General features: G+C 58.0%; 22 protein-coding genes. 11 read left to right on the top strand and 11 right to left on the bottom strand.

Annotation, left to right across the window (positions count from 1 at the left end):
• Window positions 1–2 precede the first annotated feature (2 nt).
• The 4 genes from GJU83_RS16435 (at window position 3) to GJU83_RS16420 (ending at window position 4,073) form a co-directional block, all read left to right on the top strand.
• A complete protein-coding gene (locus GJU83_RS16435; RefSeq protein WP_069184533.1) occupies window positions 3–992 on the top strand; it encodes a polyprenyl-phosphate transporter in 990 nt (329 codons plus the stop codon).
• Window positions 993–1,328: 336 nt separating this feature from the next.
• Window positions 1,329–2,090 (top strand): peptidoglycan DD-metalloendopeptidase family protein, encoded by a 762-nt coding sequence (locus GJU83_RS16430; RefSeq protein ID WP_174805055.1) that lies wholly within the window; start codon window positions 1,329–1,331, stop codon window positions 2,088–2,090.
• Between the two features lie 205 nt (window positions 2,091–2,295).
• Window positions 2,296–3,291: an RNA polymerase sigma factor RpoS gene (gene rpoS, locus GJU83_RS16425; protein ID WP_069184534.1), complete on the top strand. Its 996-nt coding sequence runs from the start codon at window positions 2,296–2,298 to the stop codon at window positions 3,289–3,291.
• A 206-nt stretch (window positions 3,292–3,497) separates the two neighbouring features.
• Window positions 3,498–4,073, top strand: a complete 576-nt coding sequence (locus tag GJU83_RS16420) for a chalcone isomerase family protein (RefSeq protein ID WP_069184535.1) — start codon at window positions 3,498–3,500, stop codon at window positions 4,071–4,073.
• Between the two features lie 60 nt (window positions 4,074–4,133).
• On the opposite strand, the gene nth is transcribed toward GJU83_RS16420, so the two are convergent.
• The 8 genes from nth to metG are packed head-to-tail and all read right to left on the bottom strand — an operon-like array spanning window position 4,134 to window position 12,386.
• Entirely contained in the window at window positions 4,134–4,772 is a 639-nt protein-coding gene (gene nth / locus GJU83_RS16415; RefSeq protein ID WP_069184536.1) for an endonuclease III, read from the bottom strand.
• Window positions 4,773–4,799: 27 nt separating this feature from the next.
• The gene (locus GJU83_RS16410) at window positions 4,800–5,516 is read right to left on the bottom strand and encodes an electron transport complex subunit E (RefSeq protein ID WP_069184537.1); all 717 of its coding nucleotides are present in this window, start codon (window positions 5,514–5,516) and stop codon (window positions 4,800–4,802) included.
• Between the two features lie 2 nt (window positions 5,517–5,518).
• Window positions 5,519–6,220, bottom strand: coding sequence for an electron transport complex subunit RsxG (gene rsxG, locus GJU83_RS16405; RefSeq protein ID WP_069184538.1), 702 nt, complete (start codon window positions 6,218–6,220; stop codon window positions 5,519–5,521).
• 2 nt (window positions 6,221–6,222) lie between these two features.
• Window positions 6,223–7,272 carry an electron transport complex subunit RsxD gene (gene rsxD, locus GJU83_RS16400; protein WP_069184539.1) on the bottom strand — a complete coding sequence of 350 codons (1,050 nt, stop codon included), beginning with the start codon at window positions 7,270–7,272 and terminating at the stop codon, window positions 6,223–6,225.
• A gap of 21 nt (window positions 7,273–7,293) precedes the next feature.
• A complete protein-coding gene (rsxC, locus tag GJU83_RS16395; RefSeq protein ID WP_069184540.1) occupies window positions 7,294–9,123 on the bottom strand; it encodes an electron transport complex subunit RsxC in 1,830 nt (609 codons plus the stop codon).
• The gene (rsxB, locus tag GJU83_RS16390; RefSeq protein ID WP_069184541.1) at window positions 9,123–9,701 is read right to left on the bottom strand and encodes an electron transport complex subunit RsxB; all 579 of its coding nucleotides are present in this window, start codon (window positions 9,699–9,701) and stop codon (window positions 9,123–9,125) included. Before rsxB ends, rsxC begins: the two co-directional genes overlap by 1 nt.
• A gap of 29 nt (window positions 9,702–9,730) precedes the next feature.
• Entirely contained in the window at window positions 9,731–10,312 is a 582-nt protein-coding gene (rsxA, locus tag GJU83_RS16385) for an electron transport complex subunit RsxA (RefSeq protein WP_008172856.1), read from the bottom strand.
• Between the two features lie 43 nt (window positions 10,313–10,355).
• Window positions 10,356–12,386: a methionine--tRNA ligase gene (metG, locus tag GJU83_RS16380; RefSeq protein WP_069184542.1), complete on the bottom strand. Its 2,031-nt coding sequence runs from the start codon at window positions 12,384–12,386 to the stop codon at window positions 10,356–10,358.
• A 197-nt stretch (window positions 12,387–12,583) separates the two neighbouring features.
• Between metG and apbC the strand changes: the two genes are divergently transcribed.
• The 4 genes from apbC (at window position 12,584) to GJU83_RS16360 (ending at window position 16,481) form a co-directional block, all read left to right on the top strand.
• Window positions 12,584–13,684, top strand: coding sequence for an iron-sulfur cluster carrier protein ApbC (gene apbC, locus GJU83_RS16375; protein ID WP_069184543.1), 1,101 nt, complete (start codon window positions 12,584–12,586; stop codon window positions 13,682–13,684).
• Between the two features lie 281 nt (window positions 13,685–13,965).
• The gene (gene dcd, locus GJU83_RS16370) at window positions 13,966–14,532 is read left to right on the top strand and encodes a dCTP deaminase (protein ID WP_008172848.1); all 567 of its coding nucleotides are present in this window, start codon (window positions 13,966–13,968) and stop codon (window positions 14,530–14,532) included.
• The gene (locus tag GJU83_RS16365) at window positions 14,529–15,128 is read left to right on the top strand and encodes a YjaG family protein (protein ID WP_069184544.1); all 600 of its coding nucleotides are present in this window, start codon (window positions 14,529–14,531) and stop codon (window positions 15,126–15,128) included. Before dcd ends, GJU83_RS16365 begins: the two co-directional genes overlap by 4 nt.
• A 75-nt stretch (window positions 15,129–15,203) precedes the next feature.
• A complete protein-coding gene (locus GJU83_RS16360) occupies window positions 15,204–16,481 on the top strand; it encodes a valine--pyruvate transaminase (RefSeq protein WP_069184545.1) in 1,278 nt (425 codons plus the stop codon).
• Here GJU83_RS16360 and GJU83_RS16355 read toward each other — a convergent pair.
• The 3 genes from GJU83_RS16355 to purM form a co-directional block, all read right to left on the bottom strand.
• Window positions 16,478–17,212: a DUF3108 domain-containing protein gene (locus GJU83_RS16355; protein WP_069184546.1), complete on the bottom strand. Its 735-nt coding sequence runs from the start codon at window positions 17,210–17,212 to the stop codon at window positions 16,478–16,480. The genes GJU83_RS16360 and GJU83_RS16355 overlap by 4 nt on opposite strands.
• A gap of 90 nt (window positions 17,213–17,302) precedes the next feature.
• Complete coding sequence (gene purN / locus GJU83_RS16350; RefSeq protein ID WP_069184547.1) at window positions 17,303–17,965, bottom strand: phosphoribosylglycinamide formyltransferase; 663 nt, start codon at window positions 17,963–17,965, stop codon at window positions 17,303–17,305.
• The gene (purM, locus tag GJU83_RS16345; protein WP_069184548.1) at window positions 17,962–19,026 is read right to left on the bottom strand and encodes a phosphoribosylformylglycinamidine cyclo-ligase; all 1,065 of its coding nucleotides are present in this window, start codon (window positions 19,024–19,026) and stop codon (window positions 17,962–17,964) included. Before purM ends, purN begins: the two co-directional genes overlap by 4 nt.
• A gap of 159 nt (window positions 19,027–19,185) precedes the next feature.
• Here purM and GJU83_RS16340 point away from each other — a divergent pair, with 159 nt between their 5' ends.
• Genes GJU83_RS16340 through hda form a run of 3 tightly spaced genes read left to right on the top strand, consistent with a single transcriptional unit; the run spans window position 19,186 to window position 21,800 of the window.
• Entirely contained in the window at window positions 19,186–20,523 is a 1,338-nt protein-coding gene (locus tag GJU83_RS16340; RefSeq protein ID WP_069184549.1) for a DUF2066 domain-containing protein, read from the top strand.
• Window positions 20,524–20,544: 21 nt separating this feature from the next.
• Complete coding sequence (locus GJU83_RS16335; protein WP_069184550.1) at window positions 20,545–21,105, top strand: CDP-alcohol phosphatidyltransferase family protein; 561 nt, start codon at window positions 20,545–20,547, stop codon at window positions 21,103–21,105.
• Entirely contained in the window at window positions 21,102–21,800 is a 699-nt protein-coding gene (hda, locus tag GJU83_RS16330; RefSeq protein WP_069184551.1) for a DnaA regulatory inactivator Hda, read from the top strand. Before GJU83_RS16335 ends, hda begins: the two co-directional genes overlap by 4 nt.
• Window positions 21,801–21,853 lie beyond the last annotated feature (53 nt).

The following is a 21,853-nucleotide window of genomic DNA, read 5'->3' as shown; positions in this document are numbered from 1 at the left end:
TCATGGTTGATTCTGCGGTACCCAATTCGGATCCTGAAAGCGAAACCGGCCGTATCCATCATCCTGGAGCAGTTTTCCTGCGGGGCATTGCCATGGGCGCGGCTGATATTGTTCCAGGTGTCTCTGGCGGCACCATTGCATTCATTACCGGCATATACTTCCGACTGTTGGGAGCCATCAACGCGGTTCCCGCAGCGGTATTCCATGATCTGCTTCGGGGTCGCTTTGGCGCTTTCTGGCGCACTTGCGATGGAACCTTTCTGGCTTGTCTGATGGCCGGCATCCTGACCAGCATTGCCACCCTGGCTTCAGCCATCAGTTACATGCTGGTGGCCTATCCCATCCTGATCTGGAGCTTTTTCTTCGGTTTGATTGTCGCTTCGGTTTGGCATGTGGGGCGCCAGGTTCGGCATTATGAGCCTCTACTGCTGATCCCGCTGCTACTGGGGATTGCTGTCGCCTGGTGGATAACCACTCTCTCCGCCAGCGAGGTGGCGCCATCCGCACTGGCGTTTTTCGGGGCCGGTGCGCTAGCCATCTGTGCCATGATTCTTCCCGGTATCTCGGGCAGTTTCATACTGGTGATTATTGGTATGTATGCTCCTGTGCTGGCAGCGATCAAATCGTTGGATGTGGGCGTTCTTATGTTGTTTATGGCAGGGTGCGTGGTGGGCCTTTTATCCATTGCCCGCCTGATCACCTGGGCATTTCATCATTTTCATGATCTTGTCCTCGCCCTGCTGACGGGCTTCATGATCGGTGCGCTCAACAAGGTATGGCCCTGGAAAGAAACGCTGAGTTGGCGGGTAAACAGCTCGGGTGAAAAAGTGCCCTTGAATGAGGCAAGCGTCTGGCCATGGACCTTTTTGGAGCAGGCCGGGCAGGATCCCCAGGTGCTACTTGCGGTGGTTATGGCGCTGGCTGGCTTCGGTCTTGTTCTGCTTGTGGAGTGGATTGGCTCAAGGCGCGGGCATGCCTCATCGTCGGCGTAGATCGGGGCGCTTGTTTTGCGAAATTGTTACCTAACGCACATATCGGGTGTTTCGTGAGGTAACAAGGGTGGCCAGCCAGTAACTTGGCTTCCTGCCTGAAATGTGCAATATATTAGCAAGTTACTATAAAAAGTTTAGAAACTGCTTCGATAACCAAAATGGTTTATACGGATTTTTCATAACTGGGTCAGTTTTATTCCTGTGAGATTTTTGCGTGGGCTAGTCAATGCCGTTTTACCGGTGTCCCCGCGGTTCCTTTCCGGTGCCTGTGAATCTTGTCGCCCTGCTAAAAAAACTCCGATCAGCCTGTTTCTCCTCGCTCCCCTCATAACTTTGATGCTGCTGTCTGGCTGCAATACGCCGGCACTGTACCAGGATGACATTTACAATCCCCCGGTTTATTGGGGTAGGCATGTAGTCCAGCCTGGTGAAACCCTCTACAGCATCGCCTGGCGGTATGGTCGGGACTATCGGGAGCTGGGTGACGCCAATGGGATTGGCCCGCCCTGGAACCTCAGGGCGGGGCAGGTGCTTCGTCTGGACCTTCGCGGAAATGTAACCTCGGGCAGTCAGACTACCACGGCTAGCAGACCGGCTGCCGCGGTCTCCAAAACCCCGAGCCGGGCCTCGCCGCCAAAGCAGACAGCCGCCACGGCACCAAAACCTGCGGTTACCAGGGCGCCGAGTAAAGGCGCGCCGCTTGCCTCGCAGACACAGACCGTAGCCCGAATTGAATGGCGCTGGCCGCATATTGGCACTGTAATTGCTGGATATTCAACATCTGGAAAAGTCAATAAAGGTATTGATATTGCCGGCCAAGCCGGGGATGCTGTAAGAGCAGCAGCCACCGGGAATGTAGTCTACGCCGGCAACGGGTTGCTTGGATACGGCAATCTGATTATCGTGAATCATAACGAGCACTATTTGAGTGCTTACGCTCACAACCGGAAGATTCTGGTGCAGGAAGGGGAGGATGTGAAAGCCGGGCAGGTGATCGCAGAGCTCGGTAGCAGTGGCGCTGAACGACCCATGTTGCATTTTGAGATTCGGAAGAATGGCAATCCGGTTGACCCAGTCCATTATCTGCCACCGCGCTAGGAAATGGTGCAGTCAGCAGGCTGCCCAGATCGCACACCCCGGCACTGACAAAAACACCGCGTTCGCAAGAAAAACAAGAACGGTAATGGCCGTGACAGGCCGACCAACAAAATGTCCTGAAGAAAAAGCATGAAGACAAAGACGTCCGCAATAACAAGAAGTATCGGGCGAACATCCAGGATTATTGAGAGGCGGGGCAAGACAAATGTCAGCAGAGCAAGAAGACATCATCATTGATCGCGTGTCGGACATGGACGATGCCGAGGATCAATTGCTAGCAGAAGAAAAAGTCGATAAAGAGGCGACTGAAGAGGTCGCTGAAGTCGAAGAAGATTTCCCTACCCAGGGACGTTATTTCACCAGTCAAAAGCAGCTGGATGCCACTCAGCTGTACCTCAACGAAATCGGATTTTCACCGCTCCTTACGCCGGAAGAAGAAGTTTATTTTGCCCGCCTGGCGCGCAAGGGTGAGGAGTCCGGTCGCAAGCGCATGATCGAGAGCAACCTTCGCCTTGTGGTGAAGATTGCCCGTCGCTATGTGAACCGTGGTCTGACTCTGCTGGACCTGATCGAGGAAGGCAATCTTGGCCTGATCAGGGCGGTTGAGAAGTTCGACCCGGAGCGTGGCTTCCGCTTCTCCACTTACGCCACATGGTGGATTCGCCAGACCATTGAGCGCGCCATCATGAACCAGACCCGCACCATCCGACTCCCGATTCATGTGGTGAAGGAACTCAACCTCTACCTGCGTGCGGCGCGGGAGCTGACCCAGAAGCTGGATCACGAACCGTCGGCCGAAGAAATTGCGAAGATGGTCGACAAGCCGGTGGCTGACGTGAAGCGCATGCTTGGTCTGAATGAGCGCGTTGCGTCCATGGATACACCCATCGGCACCGGTGGTGAAAAATCGCTTCTGGATACCGTAGCCGATGAGGGAGCTTCAGATCCGGCGGATCTCCTGCAGGACAACAACATGTGTTCCTGCCTGGAGAAGTGGATTGATCAGCTCAGTGACAAACAGCAGGAGGTTCTCTCCCGCCGGTTTGGTCTTCGGGGTTACCCGGTCAGTACGCTGGAGGAAGTGGGGCAGGAAATCGGTCTGACCCGCGAACGTGTAAGGCAGATCCAGGTCGAGGCGCTGCGTCGTCTTCGTGAGATCCTGGAGAAGGAAGGCTTGTCCGGAAACCTGCTTTTCAAGTAAGACCCTCCTGATATTCCCATCAAAAAGCCGGCCAGGACACTCCTGGCCGGCTTTTTTGTGTTTCAGGATCGCTGCAAATGAGAACCAGGTTGCGCCTTGGCCGCCAGCCTCATTGATAGAATGCCGGGACCGGGCGGGGATAAGGGTGTCGAAGTCCGGTGCACGAATGAAACACGTCAATAATAACGATCGAAAAGGAAAGGACTATGAAGAAGGCTCTTACAACCGGCTTTGCCTCTGTGCTTATGACCGCCCTGCTGTCGGCACCGGCCTCTGCGCTCACCGTAGAAGGCGTTGATGTTCCGGACACCTATTCCGCCATGGATACCGAACTGAAGCTCAATGGCGCGGGTACCCGTTCCAAGTGGTTTATGGATCTGTATGTCGGAGGCCTGTACGTCCCCGAGACCATCGATGATGGTGAGGCCGTTATCAACGCAGACGAGCCCCAGGCGATTACGCTGCATATCATTTCCGGCATGATTACCAGCGAACGGATGACCGAGGCCACGCTGGAGGGTTTCGAAGCCTCCACCGACGGCGATATGGCGTCTATCCAGGGGGATGTGGACCAGTTCATGGCGGTGTTCCAGGAAGAGATCACCGAGGGTGACGTTTTTGATCTGGTGTATCTGCCCGGCGAGGGCGTGCGGGTCCTGAAGAATGGCGAACACAAGGACACGGTTGGCGATCTGGCCTTTAAAAAAGCCCTGTTCGGAATCTGGCTGTCTGACAAGCCGGCCCAGAAGGATCTGAAGGAGAAAATGCTGGGTCAGCGATAACCGTGGCTTGGCATCTGAATCAAAAAGCCGGCGAGATGCCGGCTTTTTAATGCCCCGGGTTCAGAGGTAATCCCGTTTCTGCTTGAATTCGCAGAGGTCTTCGATGATACAGGCACCGCATTTCGGTTTGCGGGCAGTGCAGGTATAGCGGCCATGCAGAATCAGCCAGTGGTGGGCGTCCAGCAGAAACTCTTTCGGAACCAGGCGCATCAACCGGTTTTCAACCTCAAGAACATTCTTGCCCGGAGCGATGCCCGTTCGGTTCGACACCCGATAGATATGGGTGTCCACCGCCATCGCCATGTGGCCGAAGGCGGTGTTGAGCACCACATTTGCAGTTTTCCGACCCACGCCTGGTAAGGCCTCAAGATCTTCCCGGCGTTCCGGTACCTGACCGCCGTGTTTTTCGATCAGCATGCGACAAGTCTTGATCACGTTTTCGGCCTTGCTGTTAAACAGGCCGATGGTCTTGATGTATTCCTTGAGACCATCAACGCCCAGCGCGAGGATGGCCTCTGGGGTGTTGGCTACCGGAAAGAGCTTGTCGGTGGCCTTGTTGACCCCCACATCCGTGGCCTGGGCCGATAGAATAACCGCTATCAGCAACTCGAACGGGCTGGAATAGTTCAGCTCGGTGGTCGGATTGGGGTTGGCTTCCCGTAATCGGGTGAAGATCTCGATGCGTTTCTGTTTGTTCATCAGCTCTCAGTGTTCTGCAACCAGGAATCAGGAGACATTACCGGTAACCCGGACCCGCTTGCTCCCTGCTGCCACGGGTGCCGGTTCATTGGCTTTCCGCCGTTCTTCCAGGTGATTGTCGATCCCGTTTTTGAGGGCGATGAGCAGGCCGAGGCCCACAAACGCGCCCGGGGGGAGGATCATGAACAGCATGTCCGGGTAGTTTTCGAAGGGGCGTACCACCCAGTCAGCAGCAACGGGGCCGAGGAGCAGGTGCATGTCGACAAACAGAGTGCCCTGTCCGATCAATTCCCGAAGGCCTCCGAGAACCACCAGAACCGCCAGAAAACCGAGGCCCATCATGGCGCCGTCCAACAGTGCCGGAAGTGGTGGGTTCCTCGAGGCGAAGGCGTCGGCCCGGCCCAGGATGGCACAGTTGGTGACAATCAGCGGAATGAAGATGCCAAGAATCAGGTACAGCTCGTAGGTAAAGGCCTGCATCAGCAACTCTGCGCAGGTCACGAACGAGGCGATGATCATCACGAACGCGGGCAGGCGAACTGACTCGCTCACGAAATTGCGAATCAGCGACACCGCGAGATTGGATCCCATGAGTACCATGAGTGTGGCCAGGCCCAGGCCGATGGCGTTAACAACGGTACTGGTCACGGCCAGAAGAGGACAGAGCCCAAGCACCTGGACGAGGGCAGGGTTATTGTCCCAGAGTCCGTCCCGGACGATTTCGCTGGATGATTTGGTTGCCATGATCAGGAATGCTCCGTATTGGACGATTCGCCGGCAATTGCTTCAGGGTTCAGGATGCTATCTCTTGGTGACGGCTCGTCATTGAGCCGCTCACGGATAGTCTGACGATTTTCCCGGAAGTAGATAAGTGCTTTTTGAACCGCTTTCACCACAGCCCTAGGTGTGATGGTGGCGCCGGTGAACTGATCGAACTCTCCACCATTCTTTTTAACGTTCCACTCCCGGTGGGGCGGCTTGCCCAGGGACCGGCCATCAAAGCTCTTGATCCAGTCGGATTTCCGGGTCTCGATCTGGTCTCCCAGCCCCGGCGTTTCTTTATGATTGGTTACCCGCACGCCAAGGATAGTACCTTGCATGTTGACGCCCACCAGCAGATGTATTTTGCCAGAGTACCCGTCCGGGGCCACCACGGGCATGATCATGCCAATGGGACGATCATTCTGTCTCGCCACCCAGACGGTCAGCGGACCGGGTTGCGCTAGCCGCTCACTGGCGGGTAGCTGCACCGTGTCCCTGAGCAGGTCGTTATTGTGCTGGCTCTCCGGAATGATCTCGTAGAGGGCCTGGGCTTCGGCACGAGCCGCCTGCTCACGAATGCGCTCTTCGGTAGCCACCTGGGTCACGGCGATGGTGCCACCGGTGATAACGGCGAACAAGCCGAGCCCGATGGCACTGCGACGGATGGACTGTGCAACTGCAGCCATGATTATCCCTGACTCCCCGGCACACCCCGACGGGCCTTGTGATGCCCGTATGTCCGCGGGGGTGTGTAATGATCAATGAACGGTACGGCAAAATTCATTAGCAGAACGCTGAACGCCACGGCGTCCGGATAATTGCCCCAGGTACGAATCAGGTAGATCAGGATGCCAATCCCGGCCCCGTAGATCAGTTTTCCCTGGTGGCTGGTAGCGGCCGAAACCGGATCGGTGGCAATAAAGAACGCACCCAGCATGGTTCCGCCTGCCAGCAGATGCAGTGAAAGCGGCGTATAGAGGTCGGCATTATTGCCAAAAGCCAGGCTCATTACGATCAGGCCGCCGAGAAACCCCGCTGGAATGTGCCAGCTGATAATGCGAAGGCCGATGAGCAGCAAGCCTCCGGCCAGGAATGCCGCATTGACCCACTCCCACCCTTTGGCGATGCCCTCTCCAAACGTCGGATGGTTGAGAACCTCGACCGCAGTGTGGGTGGTGATCTTGTGTTTGTATTCATCAAGTGGTGTGGCCATGGTCCAGCCATCGACCGCTGTTTGCTGGCCCGAGGCAATGGTCGCCAGTGTCTCACCAAAGCCGGGCGCTCCGTCCCAGAGCATGGCAGGTTCCGCCCAGTTGGTGGTCATGGCCACCGGAAACGAAACCAGAACCAGGGCGTAGCCCACCATGGCGGGGTTGAACGGATTTGAGCCCAGCCCGCCATACAGTTGCTTGGCCACAACTATGGCTGAAATCACCGCGACGGCTGAGACCCACCAGGGCGCGAACTGAGGCAGTGACAGGCCCAGCAGAAGGCCGGTGACGGCAGCAGTGTTGTCCTTGATAAAGAACGCGACTGGCTTCTTTCTGAGCTTCAGAAGGGCAGCTTCGGAGGCGATTGCAACGGCGATACAGAAGACAACATTGATCAGGTTGCCCCAGCCAAAAAACAACGTCTGTGCCAACAGGCCAGGCAAGGCCGCAATAAGCACCCATAACATCACGCGGGATGTTGGCCGGGCACTGTGTGCGTGGGGCGATGACTGCTGAACGAATGCCATGGGTGTGGTGCCTGATCTCGGTTAGTGGGTTGGCTGGGATTCGGTTGGACCGGCGGCCAGCTGCTGTCTGGCTTCAGCCAGGGCTTCTTCAGCACGTTTTACCCGGTCGTGGTTTTTGGCTACGGCCCGCTCCAGTTTCTCCACGTTGTCCGCTTGCTGGGCTTTGGCGTCATCGAGCATGCCCTGCATGGTTTCCAGTTTCGACTGAGCCTGGCTCAACTGCTTTTCAAGGGCCTCGATATCCGGCTTTTCCTCCGCTTGCGGCTCGCTGGGGGCAGGGGGCCTCGAGGCTTCAGCCTTAGCCTTCTTGCGGGCCAGGGCCTGTTCGACCAGCGCCGACTTGGCGGCCCGCTCATCAACGGCGTCACCCTCCGCAGCCGCTTTTTCCGCTTCAGCCTGCTTCTTGGCCGCCGCTTCGGCAGCTGCCTTCGCACGTTCCTGGCGCCTCAGTTCTTTCTCCTGCTGCTCCCGCTCGAGGCGGGCTTGGCGCGCTTCAAAGCGCTCGCGAGCCCTGTCTGCCTTTAGCTGTTCCGCCTGTTGGGCACGGATCTCGCCCTTGGCGAATCGATAGTACTGAACCAGTGGAATAGAACTCGGGCAAACGTAGGAACAAGCTCCGCATTCAATACAGTCGAACAGGTTCAGGTGCTCCGCCTTTTCAAACTCAGTAGCCTTGGCATGCCAGAACAACTGTTGTGGCAGTAGTTCCATCGGGCAGGCTTCGGCGCACTGGCCACACCGGATGCAGGGCTGTTCAGGTGGCGGTGCCGGCAATTCGGCGGCGGTTGCGGCGATCACACAGTTGGTGGTTTTGATCACCGGTACTGCTTCCGTGGTCAGCGTGTAGCCCATCATGGGCCCGCCAAGCACAAGACGACTAACGGCGTTCTGGTTAACGCCGGCCTGCTCCAGCAGGTGTTCAATCGGCGTGCCAATGAGAGCTTCGAAATTACCTGGTTCCCGGACGGCTTCCCCGGTAATGGTCACCACACGGGAGATCAGCGGTGTTCCTTCGAAAACCGCCTTTGCCACGGCCACTGCGGTTCCGATGTTCTGGCACATCACGCCAATATCGGCTGGAATGCCCCCGCTGGGTACTTCCATGCCGGTCAGAATCTGGATCAGCTGTTTCTCACCGCCTGAGGGATACTTGGTGGGAATAACCGCAATTTCGGTCTGGGTGCCTTCGGTGGCTTTTTGAAGCGCGGCAATGGCCTCCGGCTTGTTGTCCTCGATGCCGATCACGCAACGCTCGGGGCGCAGAATCCAGGCCATGATTTTCAGGCCGGCAACCACTTCGTCGGCCTTTTCCCGCATGGTCATGTCGTCAGCGGTGATGTAGGGCTCGCATTCTGCACCGTTCAGGATGAGCGTGCTTACCTTGCGGTCCCGTGGTGGCCGTAGCTTGATGTTGGTGGGAAAGCCGGCGCCACCCATGCCGGAGATGCCAGCGTCACGGATGATCTGCAGAACCTGGTCCCGCTCCAGGGAACGATAGTCCTTTACGGGATTGCGCTGGCACCACTGGTCTTCACCATCCGATTTCAGGGTGATGCACCGGTCCGTCATACCCGAGGGGTGGGGAACAGGAAGGTCGGCAATGCTCTCAATCACGCCGGATGTTGGCGCGTGTACAGGGACGCCCATGCCCGTTTTCACATCGGCAACTTTTTGGCCCTTCAATACCCGCTCGCCGACCGCAACAATGGCTTCGGCGGGCTCGCCGATGTGCTGCTGGAGGGGCAGAACCAGATAGTCAGGAACGCTGGCGCTGCGAATCGGACGGTCGGTGGAAATGGCTTTGTGTTCCAGAGGGTGAATGCCGCCGGAAAAATCCCAGAGTTGAGTCATCAGGCGCTGGCTCCCTGGCGATCGGTAGCAATGAGGCCGGATTTGGGCGGTGTCCAGGTCCAGGTGCGTATATCCTGTTCAACCGTCACCATGTCGATGCAATCCACCGGGCAGGGATCAACACACAGATCGCAGCCGGTGCATTCGCTTTCAATCACCGTGTGCATGTGCTTTGCGGCTCCAAGAATGGCGTCCACGGGGCAGGCCTGGATGCACTTGGTGCAACCGATGCATTCGTCCTCACGAATCACCGCAACCCGTTTGACCTGTTCAACGCCATGCTCGGCATCCAGTGGCTCTGGCTCTACATCCAGCAGGTCGGCCAGTGCCTTGATAGTGGACTCGCCGCCTGGCGGGCACTTATTGATGGGGCCGCCCTCGGCGATGGATTCGGCATAGGGACGGCATCCGGGATAGCCGCACTGGCCGCACTGGGTCTGGGGCAGAAGGGCATCAATCTGATCGACCAGGGGATTGCCTTCGACCCGGAATCGTTCAGCGGCAAATCCAAGCAAACCGCCGAAAATCACGGCGAGGGCCAGAAGAACCACAACGGCAACAAGAACGCTTGTCCACATAACCCGTTACTCCTAATCCCGTCAGCCGGTCACACGCTGACCAGGCCGCCAAAGCCCAGGAAAGCCAGAGCCATCAGCCCGGCCGTAACAAGGCCGATAGCTGCACCCCGAAACGCAACCGGAACATCGGCCACGGCGATGCGCTCACGCATGGCGGCAAACAGCACCAGAACCATGGAAAAGCCCGCTGCTGCGCCAAAGCCATACAAAACCGATTCAACGAAGTTGTTGTTCTTGTTGATGTTCAGAAGGGCAACGCCGAGCACCGCGCAGTTCGTGGTGATCAGCGGAAGGAAAATACCCAGCACCCGATAGAGCAACGGGCTTGTCTTGCGAACCACCATTTCGGTGAACTGCACCACCACGGCAATCACCAGAATGAACGTGATGGTTCTCAGAAACGCCAGGTCCAGCGGCTCAAGCAGATAGGTGTAGGCAAGGTAACTGCAAACCGACGCCAGGGTCAGCACGAAGGTGGTAGCCAGGGACATACCCATGGCCGTTTCCAGCTTTCCGGACACACCCATGAACGGGCACAGGCCCAGAAACTGAACCAGCACAAAATTGTTCACCAGAATGGTGCTGACCAGAATCAGCAGATATTCCGTCATTTACCTTGCTCCATTGGCCCCTGCCAGCTCTGCCAGGTCGCCCTTACATGACCCGCATGCCGGGGGTGGCGCCGGAATCCGGGGACAGGATGAAGATGTCCTTGCCGCCGGGGCCGGCCGCCAGAACCATGCCCTCGGACATCCCGAACTTCATCTTCCGTGGCTTGAGGTTAGCGACCATCACCGTCAGGCGCCCCTCGAGTTCTTCCGGATTGTAGGCTGACTTGATACCAGCAAACACGTTGCGCTCGCCATGCCCTACGTCAAGGGTGAGGCGAAGAAGCTTGTCGGCGCCGTCCACATGCTCGGCTTTGACAATTTTAACCACCCGAAGATCCACTTTCGCGAAATCGCCAAATTCTATTTCATCTGCGATCGGCTCCAGATTGGCAGCAGGCGCCGGTTTGCCGGTCGCTGCAGGCAATTCCTCCTTGGAGGCGTCCAGCATTTTCTCGATCTGGGCCATGTCCACGCGGTTCATCAGCGGTTTGAACTTGTTGATACCGTGGTTTTCCAGGCGCTCGCCGCGGTTAGTCCAGTCCAGCGGCGCATTCAGGAACGTCTCGGACGCCTTGGCAGTTTCCGGCAGTACCGGCGCCAGATAGGTCATCAGAAGATGGAACATGTTGATGGCGTTGGTACAGATAGCCTGCAGGTTCTCGTCCTGGCCTTCCTGCTTGGCAATCACCCAGGGCTGCTCGTCGTTAACATACTGGTTGGCAATGTCCGCCAGTTCCATGATCCGGCGCATCGCGCGGCCGAATTCGCGGGTCTCGTAGAATTCCTCGATTTCCTTGCCGGCTTCGATGAATTCTTTCAGTTTGGCGTGCTCGGTCACCTGGCCAAGCTGGCCTTCAAAGCGCTTGGTAATGAAACCGGCGCTGCGGCTGGCAATATTCACCACCTTGCCCACCAGATCCGAGTTCACCCGGGCAGCAAAGTCTTCCAGGTTCAGGTCCATGTCATCCACGCTGCCGGTCAGCTTGGCGGCGAAGTAGTAGCGCAGGTATTCCGGGTTCAGATGGTCCAGATAGGTGCGCGCCATGATAAACGTGCCCCGGGACTTGGACATCTTCTTCCCGTTAACGGTGACAAAACCGTGGGCCCACACCGCGGTCGGCGTGCGGAAGCCTGCATCGTGCAGCATCGACGGCCAGAACAGCGCGTGGAAGTTGATGATGTCCTTGCCGATGAAGTGGTAGACCTCAGCGGTGGAATCGGCCTTCCAGAAGTGCTCGAAATCGATGCCTTCCCGGTTGCAGAGGTTCTTGAAGCTCGCCAGGTAACCGATCGGCGCGTCCAGCCAGACATAGAAGTACTTGCCCGGAGCGTCCGGAATCTCGAAACCGAAGTAGGGCGCATCACGGCTGATGTCCCATTCCTGCAGACCTGCGTCCAGCCATTCAGCCAGCTTGTTGGCCACCTGGGGCTGCAGCGTTCCGCTGCGGGTCCACTTGGCGAGGAAATCCTGGAAATCTGGCAGCTTGAAGAAATAGTGCTCGGATTCCTTCTCGATCGGTGTGGCTCCGGAGACCGCCGAGCGCGGATTGATCAGCTCGGCCGGCGTGTAGGTCGCGCCACAGGCCTCACAGTTATCACCGTACTGATCCTCGGTCTTGCACTTGGGGCAGGTGCCCTTGATAAAGCGATCCGCCAGGAACATGTTCTTTTCCGGATCGTAGGACTGGGTAATCTTGCGCGTGGCAATGTGTCCGTTTTCTTGAAGCTGACGGTAGATGTACTCCGAGAACTGACGATTCTCCTCGGAGTGGGTGGTGTAATAGTTGTCGAAGCGGATATGGAACCCGGCGAAATCTTCCTGGTGCTCCTCACGGATCCGGTCGATCAGCTGCTCGGACGTAATGCCTTCCCGCTCCGCGCGGAGCATGATGGCGGTGCCATGGGCATCGTCGGCGCAAACGTAGTAACAGTTCTGGCCACGCATCTTCTGGTAGCGCACCCAGATATCGGTCTGAATGTATTCCAGCAGGTGCCCCAGATGGATAGGGCCGTTGGCGTACGGCAGGGCGCTGGTAACCAGAATATCGCGCTGTTGCTTGCTCGCTTGCGTCATGGTGATGTCCGAACCTTATGTTGACACGGGTTGGAAAAACAAAACGGGGACTGGCGGCTGTCTTGATTGATTGCCCCAGATAAAGACCCCATATGGTCAGAAACGGGCACAGATGATACCTTCCGAGCAGATAATTTTCACCCGAATCACCTGTTTCCGTGCTTAAAATCGAGCATGAGCTTATTCCGGAGAACCCGATGACACAGATTTCAGAGCAGGCCCTGCAAGCAGCGGTTCGCGAGTACCGCGATCCCTACCTCAACAAGGACCTCTACGAACTGGGTGCCGTTAAATCCCTCAATGCCGACGACAACGGGAACGTTACCCTCATGGTCGAGCTGCCATACCCCTCGAAAGGCATCGCAGGAGCCCTGAAACAGCTGGTCGGTAACGCCCTGGAAGACGTCGATGGTGTCGAGAACGTGGACGTCCACGTGGGCCAGAAAATCCACTCCTACAAAGTCCAGAAAGACCTGCCCTCGGTCCCCGGCGTGAAAAACATCATCGCCGTCGCCTCCGGCAAGGGCGGTGTCGGCAAATCCACCACCGCCGTCAACCTGGCTCTGGCTCTCCAGGCCGAAGGTGCACGGGTCGGCATCCTCGACGCCGACATCTACGGCCCCAGCATCGGCATGATGCTCGGCGTGCCTGAAGGTAAACGCCCGGATACCCGCGAAAACAAATACTTCGTCCCAATGGACGCCCACGGACTCCAGGCCAACTCCATGGCCTTCGTCGTCACCGAGAAAACCCCCATGGTCTGGCGCGGCCCCATGGTCAGCGGCGCCGTGATGCAGTTGCTCCAGCAGACCCTCTGGAACGAACTCGACTACCTCATTGTCGACATGCCCCCCGGCACCGGCGACATTCAGCTCACCCTGGCCCAGAAAGTCCCGGTAACCGGCGCCGTCATCGTCACCACACCCCAGGATATTGCACTCCTGGACGGCAAAAAAGGCATTGAAATGTTCCGAAAAGTCGACATCCCGGTGCTGGGCGTGGTCGAAAACATGAGCGTCCACATCTGCAGCAATTGTGGCCACGAAGAGCCATTGTTCGGCCACGGCGGCGGCGAACGCATTGCTGAGGAATACGACACCACACTCCTAGGCCAGCTGCCCCTGCACATGACCATCCGGGAGCAAACCGATGGCGGCACCCCCTCCGTGATCGCCGAACCGGACTCCGAAGTGGCCCGCCGTTATCGCGATATCGCGAGAAGGGTAGGGGCTGAACTGTCCACTAGGGAGCGGAACCTTTCCGGTTCGATCTCAAGTGTTTCTGTGACCGAGCACTGAGGCGTTGTGCAGAACTGCGGCGGTTAACTCACTGGCTTGATCACGGCCGCAGGGGCAGCCTTCCAAAAATGTCGAAGGCCATGGATGGCCTTCGCCAAGCGCACATGGATGTGCTCGTAGCGGTTTTTGGAAGGCTGCCCCTGTGGGCGTAGCCCGCCAATGGTGAAGTCCTGAATAACAGTCGCAGCCCTCTTAAGGCGGAACCTCCGTGGGCTTCGACAGACCCCGAGTGAACAGGTAAACTACGCCCCAATTTTCCCAGTGGATACGAGACTTCGCCAATGAGCATCAAATCCGACAAGTGGATTCGCCGGATGTCCGAACAACACGGCATGATCGAACCGTTCGAAAGCGGACAGGTTCGTGAAACCGAAAAAGGCCGCGTGATCTCCTACGGCACCTCCAGCTACGGCTACGACGTACGCTGCAGCAACGAATTCAAAATCTTCACCAACGTCCACTCCGCCACCGTGGACCCGAAGAACTTCGACGAAAACAGCTTCGTCAACTACACCGGCGACGTCTGCATCATCCCGCCGAACTCCTTTGCACTGGCTCGCACCGTTGAATACTTCCGCATCCCGCGAAGCGTGCTGACCATCTGTCTGGGCAAATCCACCTATGCCCGCTGTGGCATCATCGTCAACGTCACCCCGCTGGAGCCGGAATGGGAAGGCCAGGTTACGCTGGAGTTTTCCAACACCACCAACCTCCCGGCCAAGATCTACGCCAACGAAGGCGTGGCCCAGATGCTGTTCTTCGAATCTGACGAAATCTGTGAAACCAGCTACAAGGATCGCGGCGGCAAGTACCTCGGCCAGACCGGCGTGACCCTGCCCAGGACATGAACGCCAATCAGTTCCTGAAAGCCGTTTCACAACTGCAGGGCTGGCGCGAATGCGCCTTCCTGCTTGCTCTGGCTGAGCGCTCATTCCCGAATTACGCGTTGTTTTCCGACGCCATGGGCCTGAAAACAGGTGCCAAAATGCGCCAGCTTCTGGATCTGGGCTGGGACATGCTTCAGAAAGACGTCTCGGAATCCGCCATTCCCCAGCTACTTGCGAAACTGGAAACCCTGTCGCCAGATGTCGAAGCCTACGATGCCTACGGCGTTTACCCGGCCTTCGACTTCTGTCAGCTACTGGAGCAGGCCCTGCTGAACCGGCTCAACCCGGCCAAGCACCGGGCCACCGATGCCTCGCAGATGGCTACCGGAACCGTGATGAACTTTATTGAGCTGTCGGAGGGCGAGGATCTGGAGGAGGACGAACTTGTTCGTTTGCTCGATCACCATCCGCTAATGAAGGAAGACAAAACCTTCCAGCGGGACCTGATCCTGGCTCTGAAACGCCAGCGTACGCCGACCGATCAGTTTGTGGCTCGGCTTCGGGAAGACGCCGCCAACGAGGGCGTCAGTAACCTCGGTATCTCGCTCAGCGAATAAACGCAGGGTGAAGAAGCAAGCTACACTTCCGGTAGTACTCCTTATTCTCAGATTAGGTCAGATGGATTTAACCCCATGAAACTCTCTGCTTTTGGTCGCAAGTTCACCGCCGATGCCGGCATCACGTCTCTGATGGATGACCTGGGTAACGCCATGGCATCCGGAGATGACATGATCATGATGGGTGGCGGTAATCCAGGGCACATTCCCGAGATTCAGCAGCGGGTGCAGGAAATTCTGGCCGATATGAGTCGTAGTGAGGGCGACGTTCGCCGTTTGGTCGGCATCTACGATCCGCCCCAGGGTGAAAAACAGTTTATCGCCTCGCTCGCCGAACTGCTTAACCGGGAATACGACTGGGGGTTGAAGCCCGAGAATATTGCCCTGACCAACGGCAGTCAGGCGGCCTTCTTCATGCTCTTCAACATGTTTGGCGGCGATTATGGCGAAGGACAACGCAAGCATATCCTGTTGCCACTGGCGCCCGAGTATATCGGCTACGCCGACGCTGGCATCGAACCGGGACTGTTCCACGCGGTTCAGCCGGACATCTCCTTCACCGATGCCCACGAATTCAAGTATCGGGTGGATTTTGATGCGGTGGAGGTTACCGGAGAAACCGGCGCCATCTGTGTGTCGCGGCCAACCAATCCTACTGGAAACGTTGTCACGGATGAGGAGCTTGCGCGGCTCGAAGAGCTTGCCCGGCAGCACGATGTTCCGCTGATCGTTGACGGAGCCTACGGCACGCCCTTCCCGAGCTTGTTGTTCGTTGATGCAACGCCGACCTGGAACGACCAGATTATCCTCTGTCTGAGCCTTTCGAAGCTGGGTTTGCCGGCGGCGAGGACCGGTATCGTGATTGCGGCCGAGCCCGTGATCAAGGCGCTTTCCGGTATCAACGCCATCATGAATCTGGCGACTGGCAGCTTTGGTGCCATGCTGGCGGAGCCGCTGGTTCGCTCCGGTGAGATCCTGTCCCTGAGCCGGGATGTGGTTTGCCCCTTCTACAAGGCGAAGATGGAGCGGGCGGTGGCGGCTTTCCGGGAGGCCATGGGTGAGGACAGCTGCCGCTGGTACGTCCACAAACCCGAAGGCGCCATGTTCCTGTGGCTCTGGTTCCCGGACCTGCCGATTACCAGCCTGGAACTGTACCAGAGGCTGAAAAGCCGGGGTGTCCTGGTGGTTTCCGGGCATTATTTCTTCCCGGGGTTGCCCGAGGATGGCTGGAGGCACCGGCACGAGTGCCTGCGCGTTACCTATTCACAGGACGACGACCGGGTCGCCGAAGGTCTTCGGATCATTGCTGATGAGGTCAAGGCGGTGTGGCGGGAGGCCGGGCGCAGCGTCTAGCGCTCGAACTCCGCTTCCTTGAGTTTCAGCTCGTAGGTGCTGCCGTCCGGCTCCACCTGTCTGAGCCGGACGAGCAGGTAATTCTGCTCCGGCGAAAACCACATCAGGGTCTGGCGCTTCGAGTCCTCGCGGACCTTCTCTGCCTTGAGCGTGCTTCTCTGTTTGCTGCCCGTGTTTATCTTCTCGCCGTTGATCACCGCGAAGCGATCGGTATCTATGGAGTTGCCGTCCAGCACCCGATAGGTCATATCCCGCTTGCCGTTCTTGATATCCTGATGCAGCTGAAGCTGATAACCCAGCGGGTCCAGAAGCCCTTCCTCAAGTGGTAGTTCAAAGCGCTTGCCCTTGTATTCCCCGCTTGCGACGCCTGCGGACCAGTCAAAGTCGATCGATTGCTTTCGGTCGCTGATCAGAAAACCGGATAGTCGGTACCGGTATCGCATGGGTATGACGTGTCCGTCCTCCCAGCGGAATACGAGCGATTCGTCGATACTCACGATAAAGGAATCGACATCCGTCCGGTAAAGCCAGATGTCGTTGCCCTGGGAGGTAAGTGTGCGCTTTGCAGTACCATTGAGGGAGAGCCCCTTTTCCATGGCTGCGGTGTAGCTGGCCTCGAAAGGGGTCAGGTCGGCTTCAGTCTGTGCGTGCAGATTGGCCGGCCCGGCCAGAATGCCGAGGCAGGCCAGCAAGACCGCCAAGCCTGCTCTGGTGAGTCGTCGTGAAAGCATCTTGTCATTCCCGAACCATTACCGTCATCAATGGCGACAGTGTAGCTGCTTGGAGCGAGTGCGGGGATGACAATTCGTTCAGGGGAGGTATCAGTTGTCCGGCAGGCGCATGGGCGCGTTCAGCGGTTCGCCGTCGAACAGCACATAATCGCTGCCCAGTTGAATCCGGCCTTCGCAGAACCAGCGCACAACGATAGGGTAAAGGATGTGCTCCTTGGTCTGGACCTTCTCCGCGAGGCTTTCGGGTGTGTCATCGGAAGCAATCGACACCTCTGCCTGGGCAATGACCGGGCCGCCATCCAGCTCTTCGGTGACGAAGTGGATAGAGACGCCGTGAACCCTATCACCCGCTTCCAGTGCCCTGCGGTGCGTGTTGAGCCCGGTGTACTTGGGCAGCAATGAGGGGTGAATGTTCAGCATCTTGCCCCGGAAAGCCCGGACAAAGTCGGTGGTCAGAATACGCATGAAGCCTGCCAGAACAATCACGTCCGGATTGTAGCGGAGGATTTCCGCCATCAGGGAGGCATCGAACTCATTCCGGGATTCGAAATTCTTGTGGTTGACCACAAAGGTTTCGATGTTGGCCTGGGCCGCGCGCTCGAGGGCAAATGCTCCGGGCTGGTTGCAGCCAACGGCAACGATCTGCCCCGGGAAATCCCGTTCTCGGCTGGCTTCAATGAGAGCCTGAAGGTTGGTGCCACTGCCGGAGGCGAGCACCAGGATTTTCGGTAACGGAGTCTGATCTGCCTTCATGCCGACAGCAGTCCCGGAGCGTAGCGAATGCTGGCATCGGCCTCTTCACTGTCTGCGCGCTCGATCGTACCCACGTGCCAGGCATGTTCGCCCAGAGCCTTAAGCGTATCCAGGGCGAGTTCCTTCTGGTTGGCCGGCACGCAGACAATCATGCCGATACCGCAGTTGAACGTGCGGTACATTTCTTCACTGGCCACGCCGCCATTGTTCTTGAGCCACTCAAAAACCGGAGGCAGAGACCAGCTTTCGGTGTCTATGGCCGCGATGGTGCCGTTTGGCAGAACCCTGGGAATATTCTCTGGCAGGCCGCCGCCGGTAATGTGGGACAGGGCCCGGACATCCACCTCGCGAATCAGTTGAAGGAGGTTCTTTACGTAGATGCGCGTCGGCGCCATCAGGGCATTCGCCAGGGTAGTGTCGCCCATAGGCTGCTCTAGGTCGGCGTTGCTGACTTCCAGAATCTTCCGGATCAGGGAATAGCCGTTTGAGTGAGGTCCGGAAGAGCCCAGGGCAATCAGAACATCGCCGGCCTGAACCCGGCCGCCATCAATGATTTCGCTGCGTTCGGCAACGCCCACGCAGAAGCCTGCCAGGTCGTAGTCGTCGCCCTCGTACATGCCCGGCATTTCAGCGGTTTCTCCACCTACCAGCGCGCAACCGGCCTGTTCGCAGCCTTCGCCGATCCCGGCGACAACCTGTGCAGCCACATCGACGTTGAGCTTGCCGGTGGCATAATAGTCGAGGAAAAAGAGGGGCTCTGCGCCACCGACCACCAGGTCGTTCACGCACATGGCGACCAGATCAATACCGATGCTGTCGTGCTTGTCCAGCTGCATGGCCAGTCTGAGCTTGGTGCCGACGCCGTCCGTGCCGGAAACCAGAACAGGCTCGTTGTAGCCGGCGGGAATCGAGACCATGGCGCCGAAGCCACCCAGACCACCAAGAACCTCCGGGCGACGGGTTCGCGCTGCGGTGTCCTTGATTCGGCTGACGAGTTCATTGCCTGCATCGATATCGACGCCAGCATCGCGGTAGGTCAGGGAGGGCTTCTGTTCGCTCATGGTGTACTTAACCGTTGGCCAGTGTGTCAGGCGGCGGATTTTAACAGGTGCGGTGTGGCGCTCCAAATGTATATTGCTTTTCCGAAATCCGTGGCTGCTACTCACGCCTTGGGGCATGGTGTATCCTATGCGCCATTCATGCGAATTGCAGGGTGTTTCATGTCAGTATCAGGACAAAAGCCGGCACACAGGTCTGTTTCCGCGACGTGGTTCTTTGCGTTGTTCAGCTTTCTGCTGGTCGGGTTTTCCGCCCCGGTAACCGCGGTGACAGTCTCCGGTCTGTACTCGGCCAAAGTACCGGTGGAAGGATCCTCGCCCGGGCAACTGGCCCAGGGGTATGCCGATGGCCTCAGCCAGGTCTTTATCCGGGTTTCCGGTACCCGTGAGGTGCTGGCTATGGAGGGCGTTGACGCACTGCTGTCCGAGGCCGAGTCTTTGTTACTTTCCTATCAGGTTGCCCGGGATGAGTCCGGCCAGAGTGTTCTAAGCATGTCTTTCGGGGCGGTTGGTGTTAACCGTGCCCTGGCTTCAATCAATGCGCCGGTGTGGGGCGCCAACAGGCCGCTCACGCTGGCCTGGATCGCTGCCGAGGATCGTGGTTCGAGAACACTCGTCACGCGCCCAGAAGCGGGCGCCGCTGCAGAAAGCGCCGACACCTGGCGGGCTGCTTTCGATGAGGCGGCCGGTAAGCGGGGCTTGCCGGTTGCATTACCGCCATCGGATTTTGGCGCTGATCGGGAGTTGCTTTCGGATATCTGGGGGCAGTTTATCGGCCGGGTGAAGTCCGCCTCTGAGGATCTGGATCACGATGTTCTCGCGCTGGTTCGGGTTAGCCGCACCGGCGGCCAATGGCGAGCGGGCTGGGTGTTCGATGGTATGGCCATGAATACCGGTGAAGAGTCGGTTACGGCGCAAACTCCGGAAGCATTGGCGGAGGCCGTGATCAATCGCTGGGCCGAGCTCTACGCCAGCCGATATGCAGTTGCTGCATCAGAAGTGGGGGATTCGCCGCAGGTGGACATTGTTTTGCGCGGCGTGACCTCACTGGAAGACTATGCAAGAGCCAATAAGGTACTGGAGGGGCTGACACCGGTTGTCAGAGTCGGTGCCCACCGGGTACGCGATGAACAGCTTACCCTGCGCGTGGCGTTTTCCGGTGAGCTGGACCAGCTTCGAGAGTATATCGCCCTGGATCCGCGCTTTGTTCCGATGGATTCAGACGTTCCCGCGGAACGCCCAGGTGCCGGGCCGACAACAGAAGGGCGGTTAACGTCGTCGGACGCGAAAACAGAAGCTGCAACCGGGAGCGGGGAAACCCAACCGGAGGGTTCGGATCAACAAACCTCTGTGGCAGAGCCCGAAGAAACCTCCCAGTTTACCTATCAGCCGGTGCCCGTCGATGAGGAGGAGGCTCAGGAGGCGTTCGAATCCCTGTACCAGGTTCTGTATTATCGTTGGCAACCGTCTTCTGTCATCGGGAGCGATGGCGGCGAATAAGGTGTAACCGGAGGGAGTCTTTTGAATTTGCACCGCTGGCGCTGGATTCCCAATGCCCTGACGTTCCTGCGTATCCTCTTGATCGCTCCCTTTGCCGGAGCACTCCTTGCCGGAGATTATCGCCGGGCGTTGCTGATTTTCTTCCTGGCCGCGGGTACCGATGCGGTTGACGGGTTCCTGGCCCGGCATTTCAACTGGCGTTCCAGGCTTGGGGCGATTGCCGATCCCCTGGCGGACAAGGCCCTGCTGATCACGGCCTACCTGATGCTGACACTCACCGCCGTTCTGCCGGTATGGCTGTTTTTGCTGGTGCTGGGTCGCGATCTTCTCATTGTTGTCGGGGCTCTGGCATACCACTACAAGGTTGGCCGATACGATATGGAGCCAAGCATCCCCGGCAAGATCAATACCTTTATCCAGATTCTCGTCGCCCTTGCCATTATCGTGCTTCTGGCGGACCTGCCGATGCAGCCCTGGGTGGTGGATGCCGGCATTCTCCTGGTGGCTGTTTCCGCAGTGTTCAGCGGCGGGCATTACCTGATTGTATGGAGCTTGCGGGCCTGGAGGGCTACCCGTCCATGACCGCGTCCCAGTTGGTGCTTGGGGTCAAGCTACGCGATGATGCCCGTTTCGATAACTTTCACGGTGACAGGAACACCACGGCGGCCCAGCGCCTTGAATCCGTATGTCATCGGCCTGATGATGTTCCGGTGGTTGTTCTGTGTGGTGATGCCGATACCGGCAAGAGTCATCTTTTGCAGGCCGTGTGCCACCTGGGTGAGCAGCAGGGCAGGACGGCGGTCTGTATCAGCATCGCAGAGCTGGAGCCTTTCGGTGCCGATGCCCTGTCGGGGCTTGAGGGCCATGACATTGTATGTCTGGACGATGTCGATCGCATCGCAGGGCAGCAGGTATGGGAAGAGGCCATTTTTCACCTGTATAACCGGATACAGGATCGGGGCGGCCTGTTGTTGGTAAGTCTCTCTGATTTGCCAGCCAGCCTGCCCTTTGGATTGCCGGATCTGGTCTCGAGGTTCAGTCACGGGTTGGTCATCCAGTTGGGCATATACCGGGATGAGGATCGCCTGAAGATTCTACGGGCCCGGGCAGAGCAGCGGGGGCTGGTCATGGCAGATGACGTCGCCAGCTACATCATGCGCCGGGCACCGCGGAGGCTCGGTGATTTGCTGGGGATTCTGGATATACTGGACGAAAACTCACTTCAGGCCCAGAGGCGGCTTACCATCCCCTTTGTGAAAACAGTGATGGATTGGTGAGCTGGACGGCACGCATTGCAGGGCAGAAAACGATAACGGGTTCATCAAGGGAG

It is taken from the genome of Marinobacter salsuginis (genome assembly GCF_009617755.1).
GTDB lineage: Bacteria > Pseudomonadota > Gammaproteobacteria > Pseudomonadales > Oleiphilaceae > Marinobacter > Marinobacter salsuginis.
This window is presented reverse-complemented; position numbering and strand designations above follow the sequence as displayed.